This is a genomic window from Candidatus Neomarinimicrobiota bacterium, assembly GCA_034716895.1.
GTDB lineage: Bacteria > Fidelibacterota > UBA8477 > UBA8477 > JABMPR01 > JABMPR01.
Map to the genome: position 1 here is coordinate 1 of JAYEKW010000015.1, position 21,410 is coordinate 21,410.

General features: G+C 44.4%; 22 protein-coding genes. 16 read left to right on the forward strand and 6 right to left on the reverse strand.

The window, feature by feature from the left end; translation table 11 throughout:
* Positions 1-302: 302 nt before the first annotated feature.
* The 3 genes from U9Q77_01085 to U9Q77_01095 all read left to right on the forward strand — a co-directional run bounded on the left by U9Q77_01085 (position 303) and on the right by U9Q77_01095 (position 2,984).
* Positions 303-617: a chorismate mutase gene (locus U9Q77_01085; protein MEA3285956.1), complete on the forward strand. Its 315-nt coding sequence runs from the start codon at positions 303-305 to the stop codon at positions 615-617.
* A 174-nt stretch (positions 618-791) separates the two neighbouring features.
* Entirely contained in the window at positions 792-1,727 is a 936-nt protein-coding gene (mdh, locus tag U9Q77_01090; GenBank protein ID MEA3285957.1) for a malate dehydrogenase, read from the forward strand.
* Positions 1,728-1,787: 60 nt separating this feature from the next.
* On the forward strand, positions 1,788-2,984 hold the full coding sequence (locus tag U9Q77_01095) for an amidohydrolase family protein (protein ID MEA3285958.1): 1,197 nt from the start codon (positions 1,788-1,790) through the stop codon (positions 2,982-2,984).
* Positions 2,985-2,993: 9 nt separating this feature from the next.
* Here the strand turns inward: U9Q77_01095 and U9Q77_01100 are convergent, their stop codons facing one another.
* The 4 genes from U9Q77_01100 to U9Q77_01115 are packed head-to-tail and all read right to left on the reverse strand — an operon-like array spanning position 2,994 to position 5,696.
* The gene (locus tag U9Q77_01100; GenBank protein MEA3285959.1) at positions 2,994-3,398 is read right to left on the reverse strand and encodes a secondary thiamine-phosphate synthase enzyme YjbQ; all 405 of its coding nucleotides are present in this window, start codon (positions 3,396-3,398) and stop codon (positions 2,994-2,996) included.
* 57 nt (positions 3,399-3,455) lie between these two features.
* Positions 3,456-4,301, reverse strand: a complete 846-nt coding sequence (locus U9Q77_01105; protein MEA3285960.1) for a DUF1460 domain-containing protein — start codon at positions 4,299-4,301, stop codon at positions 3,456-3,458.
* Positions 4,240-4,830 (reverse strand): GNAT family N-acetyltransferase, encoded by a 591-nt coding sequence (locus U9Q77_01110; GenBank protein ID MEA3285961.1) that lies wholly within the window; start codon positions 4,828-4,830, stop codon positions 4,240-4,242. Before U9Q77_01110 ends, U9Q77_01105 begins: the two co-directional genes overlap by 62 nt.
* Before the next feature lie 35 nt (positions 4,831-4,865).
* Positions 4,866-5,696 (reverse strand): DUF4835 family protein, encoded by an 831-nt coding sequence (locus U9Q77_01115; protein MEA3285962.1) that lies wholly within the window; start codon positions 5,694-5,696, stop codon positions 4,866-4,868.
* Positions 5,697-6,146: 450 nt separating this feature from the next.
* Between U9Q77_01115 and U9Q77_01120 the strand changes: the two genes are divergently transcribed.
* From U9Q77_01120 to U9Q77_01160, 9 genes are all read left to right on the forward strand, one after another.
* A complete protein-coding gene (locus tag U9Q77_01120) occupies positions 6,147-8,330 on the forward strand; it encodes a tetratricopeptide repeat protein (protein ID MEA3285963.1) in 2,184 nt (727 codons plus the stop codon).
* 19 nt (positions 8,331-8,349) lie between these two features.
* The gene (mpaA, locus tag U9Q77_01125) at positions 8,350-9,054 is read left to right on the forward strand and encodes a murein tripeptide amidase MpaA (GenBank protein ID MEA3285964.1); all 705 of its coding nucleotides are present in this window, start codon (positions 8,350-8,352) and stop codon (positions 9,052-9,054) included.
* Between the two features lie 6 nt (positions 9,055-9,060).
* The gene (locus U9Q77_01130) at positions 9,061-9,948 is read left to right on the forward strand and encodes a hypothetical protein (GenBank protein ID MEA3285965.1); all 888 of its coding nucleotides are present in this window, start codon (positions 9,061-9,063) and stop codon (positions 9,946-9,948) included.
* A gap of 195 nt (positions 9,949-10,143) precedes the next feature.
* Positions 10,144-10,269 (forward strand): hypothetical protein, encoded by a 126-nt coding sequence (locus U9Q77_01135; protein ID MEA3285966.1) that lies wholly within the window; start codon positions 10,144-10,146, stop codon positions 10,267-10,269.
* Between the two features lie 146 nt (positions 10,270-10,415).
* The gene (locus U9Q77_01140; protein ID MEA3285967.1) at positions 10,416-11,255 is read left to right on the forward strand and encodes an aminotransferase class IV; all 840 of its coding nucleotides are present in this window, start codon (positions 10,416-10,418) and stop codon (positions 11,253-11,255) included.
* Positions 11,245-11,817 carry a methyltransferase domain-containing protein gene (locus U9Q77_01145; GenBank protein MEA3285968.1) on the forward strand — a complete coding sequence of 191 codons (573 nt, stop codon included), beginning with the start codon at positions 11,245-11,247 and terminating at the stop codon, positions 11,815-11,817. Before U9Q77_01140 ends, U9Q77_01145 begins: the two co-directional genes overlap by 11 nt.
* A 28-nt stretch (positions 11,818-11,845) precedes the next feature.
* Entirely contained in the window at positions 11,846-12,415 is a 570-nt protein-coding gene (locus U9Q77_01150) for a hypothetical protein (protein MEA3285969.1), read from the forward strand.
* Positions 12,412-13,542, forward strand: coding sequence for a tRNA guanosine(34) transglycosylase Tgt (gene tgt / locus U9Q77_01155; protein ID MEA3285970.1), 1,131 nt, complete (start codon positions 12,412-12,414; stop codon positions 13,540-13,542). Before U9Q77_01150 ends, tgt begins: the two co-directional genes overlap by 4 nt.
* Before the next feature lie 200 nt (positions 13,543-13,742).
* Positions 13,743-14,078 carry a hypothetical protein gene (locus tag U9Q77_01160; protein MEA3285971.1) on the forward strand — a complete coding sequence of 112 codons (336 nt, stop codon included), beginning with the start codon at positions 13,743-13,745 and terminating at the stop codon, positions 14,076-14,078.
* Positions 14,079-14,087: 9 nt separating this feature from the next.
* Here U9Q77_01160 and U9Q77_01165 read toward each other — a convergent pair whose 3' ends face one another.
* Together U9Q77_01165 and U9Q77_01170 are read right to left on the reverse strand one after the other, a co-directional pair.
* Entirely contained in the window at positions 14,088-14,867 is a 780-nt protein-coding gene (locus U9Q77_01165; GenBank protein ID MEA3285972.1) for an endonuclease/exonuclease/phosphatase family protein, read from the reverse strand.
* Positions 14,868-14,874: 7 nt separating this feature from the next.
* Positions 14,875-15,981, reverse strand: a complete 1,107-nt coding sequence (locus U9Q77_01170; GenBank protein ID MEA3285973.1) for an NlpC/P60 family protein — start codon at positions 15,979-15,981, stop codon at positions 14,875-14,877.
* Positions 15,982-16,252: 271 nt separating this feature from the next.
* On the opposite strand from U9Q77_01170, the gene U9Q77_01175 reads away from it, so the two are divergent.
* The 4 genes from U9Q77_01175 to aceE all read left to right on the forward strand — a co-directional run.
* A complete protein-coding gene (locus U9Q77_01175; protein ID MEA3285974.1) occupies positions 16,253-17,014 on the forward strand; it encodes a response regulator in 762 nt (253 codons plus the stop codon).
* 180 nt (positions 17,015-17,194) lie between these two features.
* Positions 17,195-17,599, forward strand: coding sequence for a bacteriohemerythrin (locus U9Q77_01180; GenBank protein ID MEA3285975.1), 405 nt, complete (start codon positions 17,195-17,197; stop codon positions 17,597-17,599).
* 108 nt (positions 17,600-17,707) lie between these two features.
* Positions 17,708-18,778, forward strand: coding sequence for a DUF697 domain-containing protein (locus U9Q77_01185; GenBank protein ID MEA3285976.1), 1,071 nt, complete (start codon positions 17,708-17,710; stop codon positions 18,776-18,778).
* Between the two features lie 219 nt (positions 18,779-18,997).
* The coding region (gene aceE, locus U9Q77_01190) for a pyruvate dehydrogenase (acetyl-transferring), homodimeric type (protein MEA3285977.1) at positions 18,998-21,410 on the forward strand (2,413 nt) is incomplete at its 3' end.

Consider the following 21,410-nt stretch of genomic DNA (forward strand, 5'->3'; position numbering starts at 1 on the left):
TACCCCAGGCTTCAGCCTGGGGGTAATAAAAACCTTAAAAAAGGAGGGCTTTAGCCCAACAATACGGGGCTAAAGCCCTAGGTAATAGTAGGTTATCATACCCCCAAGCTAAAGCATGGGGTAAGCGTTGTACTTCTTCTCACACAGCCTCTATAACCCTTATACCTTTATACCCCAGAATATTTTATTGACCCCCAATCTCAATGATTGTATCCAGGTACGCATTATGACGATGAGCCTTAAAAAAATAATGATGCAGGTCATAACCTTCATTTTCATCATCCTCTTCAGGATGGTTTGACATGCAAATAATATCCCGGAAAGTCAGCTTTCAGGCTATATTGATTTACATGACCGATAGAATAGCAGAACACCGTGATAAGATAGATGAGCTGGACGCACGTATTCTGGAGCTGATCCAGAAGCGGGTCGCCGAAACCATCAATATCCGGCGTTTGAAATTGGAGGCTGAACTACCCTTATTCACCCCTGATCGTGAGCAGGAATTAATTCAGAGACTGATCGAGGAATCAGCCGGACGCTTGCCGGCCTCTGTTATAAAACAGATATGGGAAACAATCATTCAGGGCGGCAAACAGATCAAGGATGATCGCTAATGGCCGATCAATTGATAAATCCAAGATGATCTTCAATAATAATGAGCTTGTGCAGTATAGCTGAGCAGACAAGTGATATTGACAGTGTTTGCGCAAGTTCTTTACTGTGGCATGGGAATTGAACTTTATCAATAAATGATTTTTATATCTAATTAGATAAAAGGAGTTACAAAAATGAGTAGAAAAAAAATATCCCTTATTGGTGGTGGACAGATTGGTCAAATTTTAGCCCTGATTGCAACCCAGAAAGAAATGGGCGATGTTGTTATTCTTGATATTCCTGATTTTGAAGGTCCTGTTAAAGGCAAGGCTCTGGATCTCATGGAAATGCGTCCATTACAAGGCTATGACGTAAATATTACTGGCACCAGCAATTTTGCTGATATTGCTGATTCTGATGTTGTGATCATTACTGCTGGTGTTCCCCGGAAACCCGGTATGTCCCGAGATGACTTGCTGGATATCAACCTGAAGATCATTTCTAATGTTGCTGAGAATGTTAAAAAATACGCTCCCAACGCTTTTGTGATTGTTGTTTCCAATCCACTGGATGCCATCGTGTATGCCTTTTACAAGGTCTCCGGTTTTTCAAAGAACAAAATTATCGGCATGGCCGGAGCTTTAGATTCCTCACGTTTTAAAGCATTTATTGCCATGGAGACCGGTTATTCAACCAAAGATGTTTCCTGCCTCGTTTTGGGTGGACATGGGGATACCATGGTTCCCCTGACCCGTCTTGCTACTGTAGGTGGCGTACCAGTTACAGAATTGCTGGATCAGGATGCTCTTGATGCAATTGAAAAGAGAACCCGGATGGCCGGTGGTGAAATTGTCAAACTGCTTGGCAACGGTTCTGCTTTCTTTAGCCCTGCCCAGTCAGCTCTCGATATGGCTGATGCATATCTGAAGGATACGAAACGTATTATTCCCAGTGCAGCTCTCTGTGAAGGTGAATATGATATTGATGGTTTATTTATCGGTGTCCCTTGTGTTATTGGAGCAGGTGGTATTGAAAAGATCATCGAAGTTGAATTGACCGACGCTGAAAAAGCAGCCTTGAAAGTGACCGCCGATCATGTTGCTGGTGTAGTTGCAGAAACCAAACTGTAAAACATTCTTGCGGTTTATTAAGGGAGTGCCAAACCGGTACTCCCTTATTATTTTATACCTATGCTAACCAGACTATTTTTCACCAGCTTTTTATTTATTCTGATCATATCGGGTTGTCAGCCTGAACCATCCAAAGAGACCCAATTGGAATTGAGTCCCCAGGCAAAATCATTCATCCAGGATGCTTTTGCTCCATTTGCAGGGGATACTCTTGTTGACAATCATGTGCACATTGTGGGTTTGGGGAATAGCAACAGCGGTATTGAAATTCACACCGATATGCAATCAATGATCCATCCCTTTAAGCTAACCCGCTTCAACTATTTTTTAGATGCCGCAGGTGTGGTTGATAAAACCAGGGCAGATGAAGAATATCTGGAACAACTTATCTACCAGATCGTGAGAATTCCGGTTCATTTTCAGATCTTAGGTTTGGCTTTGGATAGGCATTATCTGGAAAATGGAGCAGTGGATCAAGCTGAGACTGAGATATATATTCCCAATCAATATATTGTGGATCTATGGCATCAATATCCAGATCGTATCCAGCCCGCTGTCTCAATTCATCCTTACCGAAAAGATGCAGTCCTTGAACTGGAAAAATGGGCCACCCAGGGGGTTCATGTAGTAAAATGGATTCCCAATGCCATGGGAATTGATCCATCATCAGCATTATGCGATCCGTTTTACGCGGCCATGCGGCGTTTAAACATGGTGTTACTTAGCCATGCTGGTACAGAACAGGCGATTGCCTCTCAGGGACGCCAACATCTGGGGAATCCGTTGTTACTTCGAAGCGCATTGAAAGCCGGGGTCAAGGTTATTGTGGCTCATTGTGCAGTCGCTGGGAAATCCGTGGATTTGGATGATCCAAAACAGGCTAAAATGGATAATTTCAAGTTGTTTATGCGACTTTTTGATGATCCTCAATATGAAGGTTTGCTTTTCGCTGATATTTCTGCAATGACCCTTATCAATCAGATCGGCGAACCGTTAAAAGTGATGTTGTCCAGAACTGATCTTCATTCACGTCTGCTTTATGGGAGTGACTACCCACTACCAGCGGTTGATATTTTGAACAACAATACTGCTCTTAGTTATCTTGGTTATTTAGATGACGAGAGCCTGTCAGCACTGGAAGAAATTCAGTTGAACAACCCCCTCTTATATAATTTTGTGTTGATGCGCTCACTAAAACACCCCGAAAGCGGACAGCAGTTCTCAGAGGATCTATTCAGAAACCGGCTTCCCTGGTAAACCTACAGCTCAGCTTCCCATGATTTTGAGCTGAACCTTGCGCTGTCGGGGTCCATCAAATTCACAAAAATAAATACCCTGCCAGGTTCCTAACTGAAGGCGTCCTTCTTCGATGATCACCTCGGTTGAATTACCCATTAAGGAAGCTTTCATGTGAGCAGCCGTATTTCCTTCAAAATGACGATAGTCCGGGTCGTTCCAGGGAACCATTCTATCCAGCAGATTCAGCATGTCTCTGGTAACATCGGGGTCGGCATTCTCATTAATAGTTATACCAGCAGTGGTGTGGGCGACAAATACAGTAACAACTCCTGACCTGATTCCGCTTTCAGCCACTGCTTCCTTAACCAGACCAGTAATGTTCAGGAACTGGCTGTGGTTACTGGTGGCGATTGATTTGGTGATCTGTTGCATAAGTTACAGGAAGCCCACGACTTAAGTCGTGGGTTACTGATGTGTGGTTAAAAGGCACTAACCCTTTTCTTTAAACTCGAAGATCATGATCCCGCCAAAGAAGGCACCATCATCTGGGAAATAGTAGTCGAGGAAGTCCAATTTGACAGTTTTGCCAGCACTCTGCGAGGCGTGCAGCAGGTATTTGCCATCGATGATCATTCCTTCGTGTCCCATGACAATCCCCAGCTTGAAATATTTGGGCTTCACGAAGGTAACCCCAACGATGGCCGGTAATGTTGCTAACAGATCTGCAGTTATCTGATTGTTTGGAATATAGGTGGCAGTCAAATTACGCTTCCAGTTCAAATCCAGGAATTCTTCACCACTTTCTTTTTGATTGAGGGTGATGTTCACAGAATCCAGAGCTGAAAGTGGCAGTAGCGTTTGGGTAATGTCCACCGTATTCGGGTTCATCGTGATCCGATCCACGGTATAGTGCCAGCGTGATAAGTAGCTGGGTTGTCGGGTGCCGGTAGAGTCCGGTTTATAATGGATCTCAATCATATTACCTAGTGCTTCATCCCAGGAGTTACTCCTTGCAGCAGCCAATGTCGTCAGATTGTGTCCCGTGCAATCTGATACATCATAACGAATAATAGGATCAAGATCAGGCTCCACTCCTTCTCCCAACTTGAAGATCTCATAGGGGGTGCCTACTCGCCAGAGGGCCAGATTTTTAAGGCGAGTTTGAAAATCAGGAAAACGCTGTTGAAATTGAGGCAAAAACTCATCCATTTGCGCCTGGCTGAGTGTCCAGGGTTTGGGCAATTGGGCTAACCAGACTTCATCAGATTGAGTTTCACTGCAACTCAAGACATTGATCAGTAAACTGAGAATTATTAATTGATGAAAAATTTTCATTGTGCACCTCACCCTGTTTTTTCAATTTATTGCTATAGAGCATTAGCGGCTCATTATCGTCCGGTAGTTTAATCATTTTTTCATAGTTCATCCCCAGTTTTTCCAGAAGGGTGATGGATCGACGATTGTGGTTAACCGTTATGGCCACTATCCGCTCCAGGGCATGAACCTTGATCCCGTAATCCAGCATTGCCTGGGCGGCCTCCAGGGCGAACCCCCGTCCTTCAAATGCGGGTAACAAGGCAAAACCAATATCTGCATCTTCTAGTCCAGCTCGCCGGATCAGGCCACATATACCAATTCTGGTTTGATCAGCTCGAGTAATTATCATATAAAAGCCAAAACCAAATTTTTCATAGCTTGGAATCACCTTCGATAGAATGTATGCCTCTGCTTCGGCAATTGAATTAACCTTCCGATCACCGATATACTCTTTCCAACTGGGTGAACTTAATAACTCGAGCATGAAATCTGCATCACTGAGATGAATCTGACGCAATTTCAAGCGCGAAGTATTCAGGATAAACATTTTCGGGAGAAGTGGTGGGAGTAACCGGAGTAATTCTACCAGTCAGCCAGGATAGCGTTGTAGTGCTCGCGATGATCCTCATCTACTTTCATCAAGCGTTGCAATAGAGAGAGGTCACCCACTTCCCAGATAAAATCACCTAATTCCTGATATTTAGCGTTCAGAAAGTTCTGCGTGAATATCCGCGATTCCTGGCGTTTGATACTGACCTCCAAATTGTTGATAAAGTTGGTCAATGTTCTGAGGGCAGCCTTCTTTTGACCGGAATCCCACTGGTCAATAGCTTCATAATAAGCATATTTCATTTTCCGGAAATCTTGATTCCGACTAAGCTTCTCAATATCCTCCAGCCGGTCTTTCCACCCTAAAGAGAAGGAATTTCCAGTCCCCAATTGAGCCACCTGCCTGGCTTCAGTGTAAAGTTGACTTCCTCCGAACTGGTTCCAGGTATCCAGGTCTCCGCCTAAAATGGTCAACACCCAGTAGTCAATGAAGGAAGAAAGAGCGTTAAAAGATCGGGAGTGGATCAAGGCATCTCCCTGATTAAAGGCAAATTGCCAGCTCTTATCAAAATATTTCTGGTCGTCACCATTTCCCCAGAAAGCTTTGCCAGTATATATTTTTTGATAACCGGATTCAGTATAACTGTCCAGGTAGATGGTGGCCTGAATGGTAAAGTCGGTAGGCAGGTCATCAAAGGTCCACTGAGTATTCTCAATGTAGTAGTCAATATCATCAGCCAATTGAGCAACAGCTTGTTGAGGAATATCATCCAAATTTTTTGTTTTCAGTTTAATCTCTGCGATAACCCCTTGCGCAGACAGATCAAGCGTCCAGAGGAGTAACAGGTATATGGCTTTATTCATAGGTTAGCAAATATATTCATTGGTCATTTGTTTCCAAATAAATTGCAGGGTCAGCACCATATTCTCTGGTGGTTCCGTATAAATATTTTCAGGCTTTTTTTTAATGTTAACAAAGCCGCAAAAAGTATCTGAGAATTCATGAAATGTGCCCTAAAACCATTAAATACAACCATATATAGTGAATAATCCTAAATCCTTATATATCAGCACTTTGCGTCATTTCGATGAACTCAATACAACGCTCTGCGCGCTCTGCCTGTGCGGCGAAGCTTGTAGAGCGTAGACGTGCGAGAGGTACTTTTTGCGAGGCCGTCAATGTTATCCAGCTTATCCAAAGAAATGCCAGCTACCGTTTGACACCACCTGATAATTTGACTAGATTGATGCTGATCAAGCGGTGACAATTCAAGCCCAAGAAATTAAGGCTGATGAAAAGATGTTGGAGATATCATGATCCTAAATGGTCTGTTCAGATTGATAGTATTATTGTCTTTAACCTTGCTGGTCTCTGGACTTATTGCTGAACAATCGATTGAAATTGATAGCCTAAAACAACAATTGCGCAGTACCAATGAGGGAGATACAGTTGATCTTTTAAATCGTTTGTCCAAAGTCCATTCTGGTTCAGAATGGCAAAAAAGTCAGCGATATGCCAATCTGGCTTTGGATCTTTCTACATCTCTCTATGACAAGTATGGAATGGCTATTGCCCATACCAACTTGACCAATTATTACAACCACATTCAGGACTATCGAAATGCATTGGACCATGCAACCCTGGCGCTTAGTGAATTTGAACTGTTGTCCGACGTAAGAAATATTGCCATCACTTTGAGAATAATCGGTTCTACCTATAGTTCCTTAAATCAGACTGATCAAAGTCTGGATTATTATTTACGTTCCTTGATGATCTTTGAGGATCTCCACGCAGAGGAAGAACTCGCTCGTACCGTTCTGGCCATCGGTGATGTTTATTCGCAGTGGGGGCAGACTGAAAAAGCGCGTCGCTTCTATGAACGTGCCCTGGTTATCAATGAAAAGATCAAGGATTATCATGGCGTGTTGACCAGTGAAAATCGACTTGCTCAGACTTTGATGACCTTACATCGTTATGACCAAGCCAAGGAGCATCTGGAACGAGCCGTGCGTATTGCAGATGAGCACTTGTCGCAGAAATTATTGGCTGAGCTTTATACAAGCTTGGGAGAACTTTACTACCATCAATTTCAACTTAACGCTGCCCAGAAATATTTTCTGGATGCTTTGGAAATGAAGCAAAAAAGTGGCAGTCAAGGTGAGATCGCTTTAGCTCTGAGTGATGTGGGCAAGATCTATCAAGAAGCCGGTGATGCACCAGAAGCCCTGCGCTATTATGAAGATGGACAACAAATTGCAGAGGCGGCCGGTGAAGCTTCCGTTTCAGCAGAGATCTGGCTCCAGATAGGAGAGCTTCAAGCCCGGGCTGGCTATCGGAGAAAAGCTATTCAGGCCATGCTCTCAGGCTTAAATATTGCCCAAAACGTCAATGATCTACTTACTGTGAAACACGCCAATCTTCTCCTCACCGAAACCTATGCTCAATTTGGACGATTGGATAAAGCCCTGCAATATCAGAAAGCACTGTTACTGACCAATGACCGATTAAATCACCAGCAGAATAACCGTAGGACTGCTGAGCTGGAGGTTCGATATGAGCTGGACAAACGTGAAAATGAACTGGACGAGTTTAAAGCATCGGCATTGATTAAAGAGCTGGAATTTAAAAGACAGTTCACTGACATGTGGATCGTCCTGGCCTTTACCATCGTGTTAATGTTGATTGTAATTGCCTTCATTTTTTATCGAAGTCGTTTGATCCGACAAGCTGAACAGGAGAAAATGGAACACATTTTACGGATCAAGGCAGATTTTATTGCCATGTTGGTGCATGATCTACGTAGCCCTCTCACCTCTGTGTTTGGCTTTGCTGAATTGCTGAAAATGGGTGAAAAACCCTATGATCGCATTCGTGAAATTGCTATTACTATTCGCGAAACCAGCCAGAAAATGCTTCAATTGGTAAACGAAATGCTGGATCTTTCAAAATTTGAAGCTGGCAAAATGGTTTTGAGCAAAGCCAAAATTCCGTTAAAAACCATCGTTGTTTCCTCCATGCAAATGCTGCAACCTGTAGCCAGCCAGCGAGAAACAACGCTAAAAATGGATATCAAAGATGGATTACCGCTATGCTACTGTGACGGTCGGAAAATTGAACAGGTGATCACTAATTTTGTTAGCAATGCTATTCAACATACCCCCAGGGGCGCGAATATCCTGGTGGAAATGCATAAACATCAAAAAGGGAATCTAGGATATCTTTATTTTAGCGTAACCGATGACGGCCCTGGTGTGGAATTGAATCAACAGAAATTGATATTTGATAAGTATGCTCAGTTTGAATCTGGCAAATCCAAAGAAAGTATTGGAACCGGACTTGGGTTGGCTGTATCCCGCATGATCATCGAACAGCATGGTGGTGAAGTTGGCTATCACGATGGTGAAACAGGGGGCAGTGTCTTTTATTTTCAATTACCCTGCATCGAACCCGAATCCTCCCAAGCCTCATCGGCTGAAGCGATATCAGTAGAAGCCTGATCATTTTCTGTAATTAACGATGACTTTTCCACTTGATGAAACCGGGGAACTGTGTCACCCTTCCCGCATGTTCGGTAAAAGTGAAAATGGCATTGATCTCCTCATCTTCGAACCACAGAGCATTGCACCTGAAATTTTGATCCTGGGATCCATTCATGGGGACGAAAATCTCACTTCAGTTTTACTCTCTCAGTGTTTAAGGTCGGTGGATCCGTCTGATCTGAAGACTGCCGTGATCCTTACAGCCAATCCAGATGGAGTGCTGGCAGGAACGCGCTGTAATGCCAGAGGTGTGGATCTGAATCGGAATTTTCCCGCAGACAATTGGAAGTCTGATCCGGTCTATTATCGCAATCATTGGGATCGACCCCAAAATATTGCTTTGAGCCCAGGTATTCAGCCGGGTTCCGAATCTGAAACCAAAGCAATACTGAATCTGATTGCTTCCCAAAGACCTGAGTTGATTATTTCCCTGCATGGCTTCCTGGGTTGCATTGATGATCCCCTGGCTTCAGCAGTCGCCAAAGATATTGCCATCAGAACTCAGCTGGAATTGGTCCCTGATGTGGGTTATTCAACGCCGGGGTCATTCGGCTCCTGGTGTGCAGAGCAGGGTCTTCCCATCATCACCTATGAAATCCCCTCACATGGTATGCTGGAGTTGAGGGAACACCATATTCCAGTTTTGCGGGATATCATGACAGGGTATTATGATAAGGATTGAATATCTTTGAAAATGATGATCACAGATTCCGGTTTAGGCGGATTATCGGTGTGTGCTGGCCTAGAACAGGCCATTACCCGGGATGTTCCCGATTCCGAGATCGAGTTACTTTATGTTAATGCCACACCGGATGATCGGTTAGGTTACAATTCGCTCAAAACTCAAGCCGAGCGTATCACTTTGTTCAATCGGTTTCTAACTGCAAGCTATGAACGATTCGCGCCTGATGAAATTGCAATCGCTTGCAATACACTCAGTGTGATCTACGCCGATACTGAATTTGCTAAACAAGAACTGGTGAAAGTCAGGGGGATCGTGGATGCTGGCGTGACCCAGTGTAATACGGCCATTGAACGTGGATCAGATCACAGCTTGATCATCTTTGCCACAGAAACTACTGTTGAAGCTGATACTTACAGTCGATCGATCAATGCACGATCTGCAAAAATTGTGTCTCAATCTTGTCCAGGATTGGCCCATGCCATTTCAAATGATGCCAGCGGAACAGCCTGCCGTGATCTTTTGGATGGATATGTGGATCAAGCCCTGGCGCATTTTGATCATCATCCGGTCTCACTGCATGCTTTCCTCGGATGCACACACTACGGTTACCAGACTCAGGTATTCCGTGAGTGTTTCAAGCAGCGAGGAATTCAGGTACAGATATTGAACCCTAATGACTTGCTGGTGCGTCAACTGTTGACAGAATCCCTCCCACGACAAACAGGCCCTGCAGAAACCCTCACGATTAAATTTATCAGTCGTTACCAGATACCCCCAGTCGAAATAGAGTCAATGAAAGCTTATCTGAAAAATACAGCACCCTTAACATTCACAGCCCTGCTGGATCAGGAAGTTATTCCCGAACTCTTTGGAGCTTCCTGGAATTTTTAGGTCACTACTCTTTTTAATAATGCAGCAACAGCTATATTAGACTGATATATCAACATATCGATATGATGGCCATAGCCCCATTTCAGGTGGAGAACAGAGTCCTTATTAATACCTATATATATAATAGATACAGAATGTTATAGTATTATCATCAGAGCCTGGCACATTACTTGTGTATACAGGTCACCATGAAAAATGAAATCTCAACAAACAGGAGTTAAACTCATTAATAGCAGCGATGACCCCAACGTTTCAGTGGTACTCTCAGATGGTGGCGAAGTTCTGGGAGATATCATAAATGCACGGGTTGTGCGCAAGTAACAGACCCCCAAAGTGGGTGTCATACAATGAAGGGTCTTCGGACCCTTTGTTGTTTCCAGCACTATTTTTAATTTCAATTAGTCCCACTCATTCTCTTTTGCACAACCCTGATTCATGCTATTCTACAGCATGCAGGTAAAACCTAAATGCTGATCTACACTAACGGAACCTGGATCGAGTCAAACCAGGCTGTTATCCCTTTTAATGACCAGGGCTTTCTTTATGGCGACAGCCTGTTTGAGACCATTCGAATCAATCGAAGTAATCCGTTCCGCCTGGATAGGCATATGGCACGGATGCTCAGTGGGATGGGCACGATTCACATGGAAGCAGAATCGATCCTGGAAGAAATCCCTCATATTTTGCAAACCTTTATCACCAAAAACCAGGTCAGTAACGCGTTGGTTCGGATCATGATCACCCGGGGAGTAAGTAAGGGCTCGCCCTGGAGCACTCAATCAGATCCAGCAGTCTATCTTTCCGGACGGGCTATTAATCCCACACCGGATTGGCCAGTGAAGGTCATTTTTGTTGAAGAGAAGGATTATCCCATTCTGCGCTTTCATCCGGCCATCAAGTCTGGGAATTACCTGGGCAACATGCTAGCCAAGAAGGATGCCCAGAATGCTGGCGCCTTTGAACCTGTTTTTGTTAACCGGGATGGGTATGTCACTGAATGCGCCATCCGGAATATCTTTTTTATTAAGGATGATATTCTGCTTACACCAGCAGTGGAATTAGGCGTTTTACCTGGTGTTATTCGGGATACCATCATGGAATTAGCCCGGAGACGTGGTTTGCGGGTCAGGGAAAGCCTGATCCTGAAAGAAGCAGTTCAAACTATGGATGAAGCATTTATCTCAAGTACAGGGGTGGGTGTCCTGCCCATTGTCTGGGAAAATTTTAAATCCGATTATAGGATCAGTCAGATCCTGCAGAATGATCTCCAACTACTTTTTGAATCAGGAGCCTCAGATGTCACATAAATTTAATCCAGAGGGAGCCGAAAGATTGGTCTCTCCGGAACGTTATCAAGAACTGAAACCAGATATTTTGTTACAACGATTGGGTATTCCACCAGGTTGCACCATACTGGATCTGGGTTGTGGAAATGGCTTTTTCACTTTTCCGGCTGCTGTGGGAATGGGTGAACAAGGCATGGTTATCGCCGCAGATACATCCGAGGAAATGTTAACGCTCCTTAATCGACGCATCCCTCCTGATAATGTTCAAGTTTTACAGGTTGATGAGATCCAGATGGATCTGGAATCGGACTCAGTGGATGCAGCAGTTGTCATCTCGCTCTATCATGAGCTTAAAACTCCTCGAAAAAATTTAAAAGAGATCAAACGGGTATTGAGAGCTGAAGGGAAGATCATGTTGCTGGACTGGGATCCTGTGTCTGAACAAAAACGTGGTCCAAGGCAGGATCATCGTATCTTACAGAGTCAGGTAATTGAAGATTTGACGGCTACCGGTTTTAAGATCAACTCTAGCGAAAACTATGTTGAAGATATCTGGATGATCATCGCTCAATTGCCTGCCTGATCGAGATCCACAGAGGACTCCTTATTCTATGAAAAAATTCAACCTCTATTATATCATCAGTACGGTGACGCTGGTTTTTATGCTGTTTATATTTTATCAAACCTTGCAACTCAGAGGCTGGTTTGAGGAAGATAGCCTGGCTGAGCGACTTCATCAGATGGTTCCAGGGGAGTACCGTTTGCATGATCTCAATTCACCTGTCGATCAAACACACAAAATTGAGATTTTTAATTGGCCTAATCCTGATGCATCTGAGGAGTTATTGATATCGTTAGACTCACTGATATTTCTGAGGGCAAAGGTGAGTGATTTTGAAGATGAACAGGTGTTGGTTGTGATCTTCCAACTGGATTCTTCCGGAGTGTATCAACGTTTGGAAGGCTGCGAGTTGTTACTTGCTGATGATGAAGCTGGAAGAATTACGGGTGGGTCCATAGGTGATTTTTGTGGTCTCAATGCTGCTTCAACTGAGTATCTTGTTTTGAAACTGCAGTTGGATAGACCTGATGTGTTACTTCAGATCGAATCCAGAAGACTTGATGATCAATTGTTGATAAAAAGAGATGAATATTTGTTAGAGAGGCTGGATTCGCAATGAGCAAAAAAGATATCCAATTCAAATTATTACGGTCCGACCCATCTGGCGCTCGACGTGGGCAGTTTTTCACAGAACACGGCAAGGTAGAAACACCGGCGTTTATGCCTGTAGGTACTGCTGGATATGTTCGTTCGACCCCCATGCGGGATGTGGTGGAATCTGGTGCTCAGGTCGTTCTGGGAAACACCTATCATTTATCGCTTGGAGAACGCTTACAGACTGTGAAACGAGCTGGAGGACTCCACCGTTTCATGGGTTGGGATCAAACTATCTTGACTGATTCCGGTGGCTTTCAGGTCTTTTCTCTGGAAGGACGTGAGATCACGGAAAAAGGAGTCTCCTTTCAATTTGAGGAGGATGGTGAGAAGTTATTCCTGGGTCCTGAACAGTCCATGGCCATTCAACGCGACCTGGGTTCTGATATTGTCATGGCTTTTGATGAATGTGTGGATTATCAGGCTCCTCAGGAATATGTCCAGAAAGCAGTGGAACGAACCACTCGCTGGGCAGAGCGTAGTCGTGATGTCCCCCTCCAGGATCACCAATTCATGTTTGGCATTGTTCAGGGTGGCATCTATCAATCTCTACGCCGACAGAGTGCAGCCGGCATAACCAATCTGCCCTTCGATGGGTTCGCTATTGGTGGTGTAAGCGTGGGTGAGGGCTTGGATTTGCTCAAGGAAGTGGTCGGTTATACTGCGCCATTGTTGCCATCCATGAAACCACGCTATCTTATGGGGGTTGGCTTGCCGGAAGATATCCTGGCCTCAGTTAACCGGGGAATAGACATGTTTGATTGTGTTATTCCCACCCGTTACGGCCGGCAGGGCACCTTATTTACCAAGATGGGAAAAATGCGAATTATGGATAAAACCTTTCGCAAGGATAAGTATCCCCTGGACACCACCTGTCGCTGTTATACCTGTCAGACCTATTCGCGTATGGTCTTGCGATATCTGTTCTTCACCAAGGATCCTCTGGCCGGAACGCTGGCGACCATCCATAATTTGACCTTTTATCAGGATCTCATGGCTGATATTCGACGTGCTATAGAAAAGGGTAACTTTGAGAATTTTCAACGGGATTGGCTCAATCGCTACTTCCGTAAAAGCAAACCCAGAAAATAGCCTCCCGTAACTCGTAAAGTGTAGGTTGATATTTTGAATTTATGATGTGTTTTTGAAATCCAATTGATATAATTGGTATAAAAAGATCATCCGGGTGCAAATCGGAGAATAAACCCGAATTTCATCAAGGAATGCACCTTGCTTTGACTGGTACCACCTTTTAAATTTGCAATTATTTTATTTGAGACCCCGGAGGAAAGATGGCTGATATCGATTTTGCAAACGCTGAGAGTAGAATGAAATACCTGAAAGAGAATCTTGGACATCTCATGAATGGGATCGATAAGAATTACGGCCAGGTTCTCATGGATGAATTAATGCGTCGCATGGAAACTACTGTAAGCAATTTCAATGAAGAAGTAAAAGCCATGCTGGGCAAGCTCCAGGGAATCCAAACAACCCCTCGGGATAATATCCTAAACGTTAGCACGCCAAGGTCAAAACCGACAGCCCCTGAAATGCCGGTTCAAGCTTCTGAAGGGGCAGCAACTGGTCTTTCAGAATTTGAGAAGCGATTACAGTCCATAGACCAATAATCACCCCCTTTATCGTATCATAAATTCCAGTACTTGAGGATAATGGTCTGAAGCAGTAGACAGATCAATTGCCTGTATCGCCTGACTTGAAACCGGTTTGATGTCCTCCCCAACAAAGATATAGTCGATCCTTCTTGCGGGCTTGTCCGCCGGATAAGTTTTTTCAGGGTTGGCCTTAATCTTTAAAATTCCATCAGTTAGGTGTTCATTTATTCGGGTGTATGGGTCTGAGTCTGGTTCAAAATTGAAATCACCAGTCAGGATCAGCCTGGGAGAATCGGGAATAACCTGGAGGATGCGTGCCACCTGGTGTTGCTGTTCCTCTGGTGCTAGACCAAGATGCGTACCCATCACGATCAGCGTGTCGGACCCCAGATCCAGGTGTGCCAGAAAGACACTTCGCCCCTCGCGGAGACTATCTACCGAAAGATCGATCACTTCAAATTTTATCAGTGGATATTTTGTAAGTAAGGCGTTCCCATATTGCCCGCCATCATAATCGATCGAACGCCCAAAGACTGAGTGCATGTTCAACTCAAGCCCCAGACTATCAGCCTGGAGTACACCGAATGATCTGGCCGTGCCATGATCCATTTCATTGAGTATCAGGATATCCGGATCAACTGCTCTAATAACCCGAGCTGTACGTTCCAGGTCCAGCACACGATCCATTCCCAGTCCATGCCGGATATTGTAGGTCATAACCGTATATTTGACAGAGTTGGAGGAGCATGCTCCCAGAAATAAAAGGGATAAGCAAAGTACTATCAGTTGTTTGTAATATTTCATAGTGACCCTATTCAAAGAGGCGTTTGGCAAAAATAAAGCGTTGAGTCAGGTTCTTGGCATAGTCGGGATGATCAGGATCCATACTTTGGATCTGAACCCCGGAACCCAGACTGTGGATCACTTTGTTATTCCCCAGGTAGATCGCTGTGTGGGTTACCAATCGCCGACTTCCTTCGAAAAAGAGCAGGTCACCGGGAAGCATGGCCTCTGTCCAACCCGGCAAACCGATAATGCGCCCGAGATTGGCCATCTCATCAGTATCACGGGGGAGGTATAGGTTATTCAAAGCATAGCTCTGCATGACAAAACCGGAACAGTCAACTCCATCAGCAGAACGGCCACCCCAGACGTATGGCAAGCCCATATATTGTTCAGCCGAGGCAACAATAGCTGCTCGTAAGGGATTTGAAGCAGGATCAACCACAGAGTAATATGCCGGTGAAATATTTAATTGAGAGCCGTCGGCCAGCAGAACATGATCATCACCCAGGGAGGGGAGACGCGAACCCATTTGGATATCCAGCCCACTGTCAAGGTTGAATTTCCGGGTGAAAACAGCTTGCTTGCCAACCTGGTACTGACTCCATTCTTTCAGAGTTACCGGTCGCAGAGCCGTTTTCGGAATATATCCCAAATATCCTACTGAGGATTGAACCTGAATATAGGGGTCTGCATCGCGGATCAACCGCACAGGCTCACCATACAGCATTTCAGTGCCTTCCTGTTTGACATCAACTGGTTGCTTACGCCCCATGACATAAGATTTGGTGATAATACCGTAAGCCAGATCATCTTCAAATGGTTCAGGTAGGTAGATCACCTGATCGATAATTTCATATTTATAGCCTGCTTTTTTCAATTTTCTGATAATTCCAGATACAGGTCTCTTGAAGAAAGCATGCCCTTTGAGAATAATGGTCTCTCCCTGAACTTCAGCAGAGATCGTTTGATACCACAGACGCTGATCCAGGTAAAAATCAGCATTTGCCTGCGCAATGATCTCCTGAATATCAAGGGACTGTTTTCTGGATTTGGTATGCGCACAGCCTGAAATGATGGAAAGCATGACAAAGATCAGCAAAAGATATTTGAGGAATGGTATAATAAATCGCATGTATAGACTCCTGGTTTTTTATAGGCAGATGAATCAGCGTGAAAGTAAATCCAAATCTTAAAGGATTTGCAATGAAATGATTCAATAAATGATTATTTTCACCAGACATATCACAGCATGAAATATGAAAGTCTTATGAATACTAATGAAGATTGTGTTTTAGCTGTCGATAATGAGGTTGGTAACTTCCCCGACCTATGGGGAACATTACATAACTGAAACAGCTTATTAAAAACGGTCTATCAACCAGGTACGAATAGGGAGGTCGTAAGTGTTAAAATATGATGATCAGTCCATAGTAAACTCCTCGAAAAAGAGGATCCTGGTTGTTGAAGATGATATCCAGATGTCGAAGTTCATCCAGTTCAAGTTGGATTATCTGGGCTATGAAGTAGTGGGTGATGCAGTTAATTGCGAACAAGCCCTGCAGCGATCGCAGATGTTGAAACCGGATCTGGTACTCATGGATATCATGTTGAAGGGAAGTGAGGATGGAATAGAAACCGCTCAGAAGATCATTGATCTTCAGCATGTCCCCATCATCTACCTCACAGCTCATGAAGATGAGATCCTCTTTGATCGAGCCAAGATCACAGAACCATTTGGCTATTTGATCAAGCCCTTTAATGATCGCGATCTTCGAATTGTAATTGAGACATCATTATATCGTCATGCTCAGGACAAGCGGATCAAAAAGGCGCTTCAGGATGTCCGGAATATCATTAATAGCACAATATTTATCATGATCACTTATGATCTGGAAGGACACATAATTGAGTTTAACAAGAAGGCTGAAGATATTTTCGGACTTAAGCGTAAGCTTGCGAAAAAGCGATTGATAACAACTCTTTTAAATGATCAGGCGGATGGCACCGTTTTGCTCGATGGTGATCCATTGGCAATTTGCCAGCATGAAGAGGTCAGTTTTAAGGATGAAACCGGGAATGCTTTTTTGTGTTTGGTTATTCTGTCGCCATTGCAGGGATCAGATGATTCAATACAAGGGCGCTTATTAGTTGCCCAGCCAATATAGGTCAGGAAAGTAGACGCAGGATTATTTATTGTTTTCGGGAGCCTGGAAAAGCTTGTATCAGGAGTGCTGTTTCAGTGCATCTTATTGAATTAGCGAAATTTAAAAAACCACGAAACAATTAATCCCGGCGGTTACACTCCGTCACAGTAATGTCAAGATTTTCGAGAGGGAGGAATAATCATGCAATTATTGGTTTGGGAAGATCGATTCAGTGTCGGTATCCGTGAGTTTGATCAGCATCACAAGATCTTGTTCGAGATGATCAATACGCTGATCATTGCCAGAGATAACCGGAGTGATCATGCTGTGATCAAGCGAACCCTGGATCAGTTGGTTCAGTATACCATTTTCCATTTTACTGCAGAAGAATCCTTGATGAGGCACTTCGGTTTTGATGGATTGCCAGAACATGAACGTGAGCATGCTGATCTTTTAAAACAGGTTCAGGTATACCAGGAGAAAGTGATAAAAAAGGATGCGATCTCACTTGACGAGCTATTGAACTTTTTGGCTGATTGGCTGCTTAACCACACCCTGGGTATTGATCAAGAATACGGTCCTTTCCTGAGCCACTATACTGATTGAAGGATTGTTTGGAATACTGAGACAGTAAAATCAGGTTAAACTGATTTTAGAAACCTTTTATACCAATTGGTATTACTCCCGGTGCAGACTATTTTTTAACCTATGAAAATGCTCAAACGACTCGCCCTGTTCATTTTAGTTCTATTCATCTACCTCATTTTGAGAGAGATGCTCGCCTTCTATGTTTTAGCATCTTCAGCGAACCCCTATCTGGGATACTTCGTGCTGGTTATCCTTATAGCAGTGCTTGCCTACTTTGTGCTGATCCCTGTTTATAAGATCAGTCGGGTGAGTGGTGATCCTGGGCCGGTTCGCAAACGGAAAAAAGAACTCGATCTCATTGAGCGGCGTCTCCAGTTGGCTCAAAAAAACCCCTATCTTAAAAAGATCGAGTTTGAACACCCCAAATTTGGATCAGCATTGGAACGCTATGAACAAACCAGTGCTGAATTATCCAAACGAGCGGATGAGATACGGCGCAAATACATAGTTCACCTCTTTTACAGCACTGCAGTTTCACAATATGGCTTTATAGATGCCATCCTTATTTTCTCGGCCAACCTTAATCTGGTAAAAGAGATATTTACAATTTATACAGGACGGGCAACTGGCCGGGATCTGTGGCAGATCATGAAGCAGGTCTATTACTCCGTTGCCATTGGTGGCTCTGAGGGGGTCGAATTTGCTGTCGAGGAATTAATTTCCAAGCTGGGGTCTGATACGCTTAAAAGTATCCCCTTTTTCGATAAGGTGATGGCTTCCATTGCTGGTGGTTTTACTAATGCCGTCCTGCTGACGCGCATCTCCTTGATTACTGAAAATTATTGTAGATTAACCTATATTCAATCCACAAAAGATCTTTCTCCTGAGCCTAAAATGATCTTGGATACTACTCGCGCTATTGTGGATGAACCGATCAAATATATCAAACACCAACTCAATGATATTGCCAAACAAAAGGCCATTGATTTTTCAAAATATGCCATTAATCCCACCCGCACGGTCATTGAGAAAGCCATTGAAAAATTCACACCTCGCCAGGACGACTCTGATCGTGAAAAAAAGTCAGTTCTCAGAAGCATGGCGGTCGGTGTGAATCCCCTGAATTATTTCTCGCGTCGCAAGAAACGCAAAGTGACAATCAGATCTATCTTCAGAAAACGAAAAAAAACTGACTAATGCCGTGGAGCCAGTTGGTATAATAAATGGAACAAAATACTCCCAATGATAAACTTGTCATCAGCATGCTATGCGGACCTCCACAAATCAGCAAATATTGGCGATTGATGTTGCCTTCCGATGATTTATGACTATTATGGTCACGTTAGTATGAGTTATTCCGAACTATTTCCCCAATTATCATTCCTGCTTAAGCAACAAAATTTATCGAGGTAAACGATGTCCAGTAAAAATATTCAGCATGATACTGATCCCCAGGAAACCAGTGAATGGCTGGATTCTTTAGCTGCTGTATTCCAGGAGGAGGGGGTTAATCGGGCCCATTTTCTGGTTAATGAACTGATCGATTATGCCCGTCGTAATGGTGTGCGACTGCCCTATAGCCCCAATACATCATATTTGAATACCATTCCGGTCTCTCAGCAACCCCAATTTCCTGGTGATCGTGCGATCGAGCGTCGGATCAAATCCATCATACGTTGGAATGCCATGGCCATGGTAGTGCGAGCCAATAAAGTGAGTGATGGTATTGGTGGCCATATCTCCACCTTTGCTTCTTCGGCAACCCTGTTGGAGATCGGTTTCAATCATTTTTTTCGGTCGGCCACAGATGAATTCGGGGGCGACCTGGTCTACTTTCAGGGTCATGGATCTCCTGGGATTTATGCCCGGGCCTTTCTCGAAGGGCGAATAAATGAAGAACATCTGACAAATTTTCGTCGTGAACTTGCCCCAACAGGCGGACTGTCATCTTATCCTCATCCCTGGCTCATGCCAAATTTCTGGCAATTCCCCACAGTCTCCATGGGTCTGGGACCTTTGCAGGCCATCTATCAGGCACGTTTCATGCGCTACATGGAAAACCGTGAGCTGATCGTCAGGAGTGATCGCAAAATATGGGCTTTTCTGGGTGATGGTGAAATGGATGAACCGGAATCACTGGGTGCCATCACCTTGGCCTCACGCGAAAAGCTGGACAATCTCATTTTTGTGGTGAATTGCAATATGCAGCGTCTGGATGGACCGGTTCGTGGGAATAGCAAGATCGTTCAGGAACTGGAAGGTTCTTTTCGAGGTGCCGGTTGGAATGTGATCAAAGTTATCTGGGGTTCTGAATGGGATCCGCTTTTAGCCAACGACAAGGAGGGTCTGCTTGCCAAACGCATGGCAGAAGTTGTGGATGGTGATATTCTTAAATATATCGTTGAAGGTGGCGCATATATCCGGGAGCATTTCTTCGGCAAATATCCAGAATTACTTGAAATGGTCAATCATCTCAGCGATAAGGATCTGGAAAAACTGAAACGGGGTGGTCACGATCCTGCAAAAGTCTACGCGGCTTACGCTGAAGCTGTTACACATGCAGGTCAACCTACCGTAATTCTTACAAGCACTGTGAAGGGATATGGAATGGGCGAGGCCGGTGAAGGTAAGAATATCACTCACGGTCAGAAAAAATTGAATGATGAAGAACTCAGAGCTTTTCGCAGTCGCTTTGGTATCCCCATTTCAGATGAGGATGTAACCAAGGCACCCTTCTATCGACCAGGTGAGGATTCAGATGAAGTAAAATATTTGAAAGCACGACGGGAAGCCCTTGGCGGTAGTTTTCCGGTTCGCCGGGAAACAGCAGAACCTATGCAAACACCAGATCTGAGTGCGTTCCGAGCAGCATTGGAGGGGACTGGCAATCGAACCCAGTCTACCACCATGGCCTTTGTTCGCATTCTGTCCATGTTGACCAAAGATAAAACACTGGGTAAACGGATCGTTCCCATCGTCCCGGATGAAGCCCGGACTTTTGGGATGGAAGCCCTGTTCCGCAGTTTGGGAATCTATTCCAGTGTGGGTCAGCTCTATGATCCGGTTGATTCTGATCAATACCTGTATTATCGTGAGGATATTAAGGGTCAGATCCTGGAAGAAGGGATCACTGAGGCCGGGTCAACCAGTTCATGGGTCTCGGCTGCCACTTCCTATAGTACTCACGGGGTTAACATGATGCCCTTCTATATTTATTATTCCATGTTTGGATTTCAGCGAGTGGGTGATCTGTTCTGGCTGGCCGGTGATATTCGGGCTCGGGGTTTTCTTCTGGGAGCTACTGCCGGTCGAACCACCCTGAATGGGGAAGGACTCCAACACCAGGATGGACACAGTCTGTTGGCTGCTGCAACGATTCCCAACTGTCGGGCTTATGATCCGGCCTATGCCTATGAGATAGCGGTAATTATCCAGCATGGTATGCGACGCATGATGCAGGATCAGATCGATGAATTCTACTACATCACCCTGGAAAATGAGCCCTACAAACACCCCACCATGCCCGAGGGTGCAGAAAATGGGATCATCAAAGGGATGTATCAACTATCCAGCACAGGTAAAGCTAAAAAGGAACAGCATGTTCAACTTATGGGCTCTGGAGCCATTCTGGGTGAGGTCCTTAGGGCTGCAGAGTTACTTAAAAATGATTGGGGAGTGACATCGGATATTTGGAGTGTGACAAGTTATTCAGAGCTTCGTTTAGAAGCCCAGGATGTTTATCGCTGGAATCGTCTCCATCCAACTGAGGAGAAGCGATCAACCTATGCTGGGTCTATGCTAAAAGACAAAGTGGGACCAGTGATAGCCG

Coding starts and splice junctions, on each gene's coding strand:
- tgt (MEA3285970.1), top strand. CDS start 12,412: ATGAGCAAAAAAGATATCCAATTCAAATTATTACGGTCCGACCCATCT.
- U9Q77_01165 (MEA3285972.1), bottom strand. CDS start 14,867: ATGAAATATTACAAACAACTGATAGTACTTTGCTTATCCCTTTTATTT.
- U9Q77_01085 (MEA3285956.1), top strand. CDS start 303: ATGCAAATAATATCCCGGAAAGTCAGCTTTCAGGCTATATTGATTTAC.
- U9Q77_01150 (MEA3285969.1), top strand. CDS start 11,846: ATGAAAAAATTCAACCTCTATTATATCATCAGTACGGTGACGCTGGTT.
- U9Q77_01170 (MEA3285973.1), bottom strand. CDS start 15,981: ATGCGATTTATTATACCATTCCTCAAATATCTTTTGCTGATCTTTGTC.
- U9Q77_01115 (MEA3285962.1), bottom strand. CDS start 5,696: ATGAATAAAGCCATATACCTGTTACTCCTCTGGACGCTTGATCTGTCT.
- U9Q77_01185 (MEA3285976.1), top strand. CDS start 17,708: ATGCTCAAACGACTCGCCCTGTTCATTTTAGTTCTATTCATCTACCTC.
- U9Q77_01160 (MEA3285971.1), top strand. CDS start 13,743: ATGGCTGATATCGATTTTGCAAACGCTGAGAGTAGAATGAAATACCTG.
- U9Q77_01105 (MEA3285960.1), bottom strand. CDS start 4,301: ATGAAAATTTTTCATCAATTAATAATTCTCAGTTTACTGATCAATGTC.
- mdh (MEA3285957.1), top strand. CDS start 792: ATGAGTAGAAAAAAAATATCCCTTATTGGTGGTGGACAGATTGGTCAA.
- U9Q77_01135 (MEA3285966.1), top strand. CDS start 10,144: ATGAAATCTCAACAAACAGGAGTTAAACTCATTAATAGCAGCGATGAC.
- mpaA (MEA3285964.1), top strand. CDS start 8,350: ATGACTTTTCCACTTGATGAAACCGGGGAACTGTGTCACCCTTCCCGC.
- U9Q77_01110 (MEA3285961.1), bottom strand. CDS start 4,830: ATGTTTATCCTGAATACTTCGCGCTTGAAATTGCGTCAGATTCATCTC.
- U9Q77_01120 (MEA3285963.1), top strand. CDS start 6,147: ATGATCCTAAATGGTCTGTTCAGATTGATAGTATTATTGTCTTTAACC.
- U9Q77_01140 (MEA3285967.1), top strand. CDS start 10,416: ATGCTGATCTACACTAACGGAACCTGGATCGAGTCAAACCAGGCTGTT.
- U9Q77_01145 (MEA3285968.1), top strand. CDS start 11,245: ATGTCACATAAATTTAATCCAGAGGGAGCCGAAAGATTGGTCTCTCCG.
- U9Q77_01095 (MEA3285958.1), top strand. CDS start 1,788: ATGCTAACCAGACTATTTTTCACCAGCTTTTTATTTATTCTGATCATA.
- U9Q77_01100 (MEA3285959.1), bottom strand. CDS start 3,398: ATGCAACAGATCACCAAATCAATCGCCACCAGTAACCACAGCCAGTTC.
- U9Q77_01180 (MEA3285975.1), top strand. CDS start 17,195: ATGCAATTATTGGTTTGGGAAGATCGATTCAGTGTCGGTATCCGTGAG.